The 6,481-nt window shown below is 59.9% G+C and carries 1 protein-coding gene and 1 pseudogene; both read right to left on the bottom strand.

Going from position 1 to position 6,481, the window contains the following annotated elements:
• On the bottom strand, window positions 1–5,168 hold a 5,168-nt coding region (locus IP83_RS14250), incomplete at its 3' end, for a LysM peptidoglycan-binding domain-containing protein (protein ID WP_231625058.1).
• A gap of 294 nt (window positions 5,169–5,462) precedes the next feature.
• Window positions 5,463–6,467: pseudogene (locus tag IP83_RS21145) on the bottom strand (hypothetical protein); the annotation flags it as partial.
• Window positions 6,468–6,481 lie beyond the last annotated feature (14 nt).

The raw sequence follows: 6,481 nt of genomic DNA, 5'->3' as shown, positions 1-6,481 counted from the left end.
ATCAATTCTGGAGCAACGATTGCTGTTACCACTATGGCAATGATACCAAGCAGGATTGCCCCAAACCCACCACATGCCGGATCCTTCGGCGGCGCCACGGCGGTCGGCGCGGTATCACCGATGGCTTCGTTGGGATCGTAGACGCGGTAGGTGCTGGTGTTGTTGTGGCTGTTGTGGACCTTGTTCGGCAGGATCAGCGATTGCCCGGCGGCCAGCGTCTCCGTGCCATCAAGACCGTTGGCGTCCGCGATCAGGTACCAGAAGCTGGCATCGCCCCACACCGCCTGGGCAATCGAGGTGAGCGTATCGCCGTCCTGCACCACATAGCGGCTCGAGGTCGAGGCGTAGTTCAGCCCGTTGATCGGATCGTAGCTCTGATCGAAGTCCGCATAGGATGAGCCTGTCGTCGCACCATTTCTGAAGGCGCCGTAGCCGGCGCTGACCGCCGTGTGCTGCGCGATCGAGGCGGCATAGTCGACATCGCTCGTCCCGTTGTTCGAGATGTCGCCAACGCCCATGCCGTTGAAGTAGTAGTGCAGTTCCTTCGGATCGCCCTGTGTCGCGTTGTTGTCGCTCTCCTGCCGCGTCAGGATCTGCCCGCTCACGTCGGTCACGAAACTGACCGTGCGCGGGCGGCCATCCTGGATATAGACCGATTGCAGGTGCCCGCTCTGGTCGTAGTTGAAGGTCGAGGTGTTGCTCGTCGAACCCGAGACGTAGTTGGCGACAGCCTGCATGGCACTGCCCCACCACGCGAACGTGTTGGTCGTGGAGTTCCCCGTCTGTGCCGCACCATTCTTCGTCACGGTGGTGGAGGATAACGTAACCGCCCCGCCCATGTAAGTGCCGCCGCTCGTCACCCCCTTCCACTGACCCGACCCGGCAGCAGTCTCGTTCGCGTTGTAGTAGTAGGTCGTCGAATTGACGAAGGTGTCGACGCCCTGGACCGACGTGACTACGTCTGACGTCACCAGACCCTTGTTGTTGTAGCTTGCCGTGCGCTGATAGACGACGTTAGTCGCGGGGTTAGTCGACACATAGCCCCCCGCGCCGTACTCGCGGTAGTCCGTGACCCGGCCCATGGCGTCACGCAAATAGCGTGCTCTAACCACTGCACTGGTTGTCGTATCATTAGGTGCCGTGATGCTACCCACACCGATGGTTACCTGAGACAGGAAACCGTCATCGCTGTAGTTGTAGACTTCTTTCTGATCCGCAAGATAGGGTACGACAAACATGCCACTGCCCGTCTGAAGACGCAGTGTTCTGGTAACACTTTTGCGATTGCCTGCGCTGTCATAGAGAATGTCTGCACCCTGTAGGTAAGAAGAGCCATAAATTTGCCCATAAGAGCGTTTGATGGCCGCGTCCTGCAAACCTCGCGCAGCCGATCCGGTCACGACGGTACCATCACTTTTAGTTCCAACAAGTATACCCTTCGTCGTTATGAACCGGTTCATCTTATCGTATAGATACCAATAATCTTGGGTCGTCGCAGTCGTACCAATGTTTCCTTGATCATCGATTGCCCGGTAGGAGGCCGCCATATGACGGATGTTGCCGTTCAGGTCATACTCCCAATCCACCTGGACGGGTGCAGAGCCCTGATCGCCAGTGTCCTTGAACTGGGTCATGCGGCCCGCAGCATCCCACGTCACATTTGCGTGCTGGTGATGGACGACATTGTTGTAAGTGGCCCCGGTGTACCAGTTGATCGTGTTGGTTGTGGCATCATAGCCTTCGAAAGTGCGGTGATTGTCAGCATCGTACTGATAGGTCGCGGTAATCGTCGAACCGTAGTATGCATTACCGTAAGTCGAAACCTGGCTCTGCATCATACCTGTGTTGTAGTATGACCAAGTAATGCTCTCACCTTGGTTGCTCACGCGGCCCACGAGGCGTCCCGAGAGATCGAAGGTGTAATCGTAGTTGTGTCCGCCGTAGTCGATCATGTCGATGGTGCGGCCGTAGTAGTCGGTTACGTCCGTGCGGGTCTTGAGTGACGAGTTGGTGGTGACCTTGGTCCAGCCTCCGAAGGTGCCAAGGCCCGATGTGACGAGCGAGCCGTTCCAGGCATAGCTGTAGGAGGTGGTGTCGCCGCCGAGATCGACCTGGCTCGTGACCCGGCCCTGGATGTCGTAGGCGGTGGTTTCCTTCACAGCGCTGCCAAGCTGGCTGTTGGTATGCAGCGTGCGGTGACCAAGGTTGTCGTAGTCGTAGTAGTCCTTCAGCTGGACCGCGACAGCGCCGGTCAGATCATTGCCGGGTGATCCGGCGGCACGGATCTGGTGATCCTGCTCGATCAGCTGACCGAGGGCGTCGTAGACATAGGTCTCGGTCTTGCCAACCTCATTGATCGTCACCTTCAGATCATGATGGAGGTCATACTGGCGTTCGAACACCCCACCATCGGCATGGAACTCCTTGAGCACCAGCGCCTCGCTGTCCTTCCCATAGCCGGTGCCGGCAAGCAGCGTGCGCGTGTTCACGTTGCCGTTGGCGTCCTGCACACCCACAACGCGGCCTGAGATGTCGTAGAAGTAGTTCTCGGTGGGACGGGCTGAAGCGATGGTCCCGTTCTCGGCGGTCCAACTGACCGCAGGAAGCTCGCGTTTGATCACCCTGCCGAGCGTGTTGTAAGCGTAGTTTGTAACGTTGCCCCGGGCATCAGTCTCGCTGGTCACCTCGCCGAAGGCGTTGTACGACTTGAGATTGGTGTAAGGGCTTGCGCTGTAGCTCCCGAGGCTCGTCCGGTCGCGCAGCGGCATGCGAATCTGCGTGAGTTGGTTCCGGCCATCATAAAGGGACTGCGTAACGATCATGCCCTGCACGACCGCCGCACCCACCGTGTTGGCGCCATTGTTGGTCAGCAGGTTAAGCGCTGCAGTCAGATCAAGCTGGGTTTGTCCCGTGGCAGGATTGGCCCAGACATAGCTGCCCGGAAGCGCATCGGTCGTGGTGGTGTCGGTCGCGGCGAGCTTGTCCTTGCCCGATGAAGTGATGTCGAGGGTCTGGTTGCCGTTTTCGTCGTAGACGTAGAGGTTGACCGTGCCGTCGCCTGCGGTGCTGCGCCACATGTGGCCCGCATTGTCGTAGGAGAACTTGTCCTGGTAGGCGCCGGCGGCGATCTGCGCGCTTGTCAGGTTGATCCCGCGGCCAATCACCTCGCCATAGGCGTTGTATCCCACGCTGGTCGTGTCGCTGTTCGCAGCTGCGGCCCACGTCGTGCCCGTAACAGTGGCGTAGCCCTGCGCCGTCAGCCTGCCCGCCGCATCGTAGGTGTAGGTCATCGCATCGTAGACGCTGCTGGCGGTCGCTGTGCTGTCTGCGCCGGTGCGCAGATACTTCTCCGCCACCTTGTTGCCGGCACCGTCGTAGAAATAGGTGCGGGTCACGCTATCCGCATTGGTCAGCGCTTTGAGTTTGCCGCTGGCATAGTACTGATACTGCGTCACGCGCCCGTTCTCGTCGCTGCGCGTCAGATTGCCGAGCCCGTCGTACCAGAACTGTGTGACCGGAGAACCCGTCGTGCCGCCCGAGATTGGCTGGCTGGGGTCGGTTTCCTTGGTCATCCGGCCCATGCTGTCGTAGGTATAGGTCGTCGTGTCGCCGGTCGCCTCCTTCTTCGACGTAACCTCACCCAGCCCGTTGTAGCTATAGGTGATGACGGAGGTGGCGGTCGTGGTCACCACATTGCGGGACGGAGACGTATCCTGCATCACGACCCCGTTTGCGTCCTGCGATGCCTTGATGGCGCCCGCCCGCTCCTCGGTCAGGCGCCGTCCCATCCGGTCGTAGGTGAAGTGCGTGGACCGGTCATTGGCAGAGTCGGCGCTTACCGTGGGCGCTGCGACCGTCGTAACGGTCCCGACAACCTTGCCAGCGTAGCGCACCTCATCGACGGTGTTGCCATCCTCATCCAGCGCCCAGGTCGTCAGGTAGTTCTCGCGATCGACCTGCGCTGTTTTGCGATTGAGGCGGTCGTAGTAGAAGTATGTGTTGTCGCCGCGACCATCCGTCTGGCGGATCAGGTTCCCCGCTGCATCATAGTATTTCGTGGTCGTGACGGTTTGCGTTGTGTAGCTGTACGATGACCCAGAACACGAACCAACGAGTACATTGGCCATTGACGTTGTCTTGAGCCGGTCAAGCTTGTCGTAGGTATAGGATGTCGTGCGGACGTTGGCACCGTTGACCGCCGCCGGCGCAGTGGTCGGCCGGGTGGTCGCAATCGTGACCTCGTCGCCGTAAACGCTTGTCGAGAAAACATTGCCACGGGCGTCATAAGTCCAGTGCGACAGGGTTCCTTTGGTGATCAGGCTTCCCGCCGTGAGCTCATCGGTCTTGCGGCCGAGTTGATCGTACCATGCGAGCGTGCGGGACTGCGCGACGTCAGTAGTCAGAAGCGTCCCGGTCGCATTGTAGCTTGTGACCTTGACTGCGGTCTCGATGACGTTGCCTCTCGCATCGTAGCTCGTGACCGTCTTCGTAATCGCCGTACCTTCACTCGGCGTCACGGTCGCATTGCCATAGAGCACCGGTACGCTGGTACCGGTGACCGAGACGAGGCGGCCGTTACGATCGTAGCTATAGCCGGTCGTCCGCGCCTCGGCGAGACCGGCAGCCTCGACCATCGTGAGCCGGTTGCCGAAGGCATTGTAGGCATATGTATTGGTAACGGACGCTGCCTGCTGGGTGCCGGTACGGTCCACCGACGTCATCGCCATCGTTTCAGCGCTGAGCAAGCCGCGCCGGTCGTAGGTATTGGTCGTCGTCCCACCCAGCTTGTTCGTCTTCGTATCGATCTCGCCAAATGCGTTGTAAGTCTGGCTCTCGAACTTGCCTTCCGCATCCGTCGTCTTGATCAGACGCCCGAGCTTGTCATAGGCAAAAGTGGTCGCGGCATCCTGCCCGCTAACCGGCGTGACCGTCGGCGCAACCGTCACTGCTGAAGTCGTGCGGGTGACGTAGCGCGTTACGCTGGCAACTTCGCTGAAATTGGTATAGCTGGTCTTGGTGACGTAGTCCTCAGCGTCGCGCGTAAGGTTCAGGCGCCCCATGACATCGTAATAGGAATACGTCGTGTTACCGCGCGGGTCGGTCACGCTGATGACGTTCCCGAGGCCATCGTAGGTATAGCTGGTCGTTGCCGCTTCTGCGGCTCCCACGGCCTCTGTTTTGGACAGGACACGCCCTACAGCATCATAGGTATACTGGGTGACAACGGCGTCAGCCGTCCCGTAGGCGACCGTCTCCTTCCAGACCTCGCCCGTTGCGAGATAGTCGTAGTGCGTGATTGTCCCAGCAGCATCGGTGCTGTCGCTTAGGCGGCCAAGTGCGTCATAGGTGCTGCGCGCCTGCGCGTAGGCGAGCGCGCTCTTGTCCGCCGCCACCTTGCCGGCAACTGCCGCAACCGTCGAACTGTCGGCCAATCCGGAGATCGCCGTATTGTAGCTTGTTATGGCCGTGACCCGGCCATCCTCGTCGTATGTTGTCTCGGTCACATAGCCTTCGCCATCGACCGTGTAGACGAGTTGGCCGCGCGCATCGTAGAAGCTGCGCGTCACGCGATTGTCTGCTGCAGCGCCGACCGTGGCTGGTGCCGCCCAGGCATCGAGGTCGGTTACAAGGCGGGACGCCGCCGGAGTCCACGGTGTTGAGAACCTGGTCGCACGAATGACGTGGCCCGACTGGTCATAGGCAAAGCCGGTTACGCCATTCTCGGCATCGATCGTGTAGGCGACCTGCCCCCTGGCATTGAGTACGCTGTGGGTCTTTCGGTCGCCTGAGCTGCTTGCCAGCGTCGCGAGCTGCGCCTTGACCGCGTCGAAGGTGTAATCAGTTGTCGTGCTCGCAAGAGCGTTCTGGTAGCGGGTCGTCGTCGTCCCCGCACCAGATGTGTCATAGTCGTACTGAGTTACATAGCCTGCCGCGTCGACAGTGTAGCGCAGCAGTTGGCCATCGTAGACGCTGCGGGTATACCTGTCGTTGCCGCCCTGACTGATAATGTTTGCACGAATATCGGCAAATGACGTCGTGAACCTGCTGACAGATGTTCCCTGTGCATTGGTGAAGGTGCTGGCGGCCAGTTTCTCATACTGGATCTGGTCGATTCTGCGCCCGGACTCGTCGTACACAAACTCGGTCAGTGCGCCAAAGCGGTCCATTGCGCCGATCAGCCGTCCCTGCTGGTCATAGAAGCTGCGTGTCTGGTTGTAGGCACCGACATAGGTCCAGTCCGAGTTCGTCGCACTGATCCCAACAATAGTCGTCGGCAAGGCCGACTTGAAGCCAGCTACGGTCGCGGCATTGAAGCGGTCAAAATACTCTGTCTGACGGACGAGGTTGCCGCTGTCATCATAGTCGAAGCGCTTGTCGGCGCCGTCACCGCCAATCGTCTGTACGACCCGCCCGGCCGTATCATAGTAAGCGGGGCCGTGGCCCCACCTTGCGGGCCTGACGCACAGCGCCGAGTCTCCGC

The organism is Novosphingobium sp. AAP93 (assembly GCF_001296055.1).
GTDB lineage: Bacteria > Pseudomonadota > Alphaproteobacteria > Sphingomonadales > Sphingomonadaceae > Novosphingobium.
The sequence above is the reverse complement of the archived record's forward strand: the minus strand, read 5'-3'. Positions and strand labels throughout refer to the sequence as shown.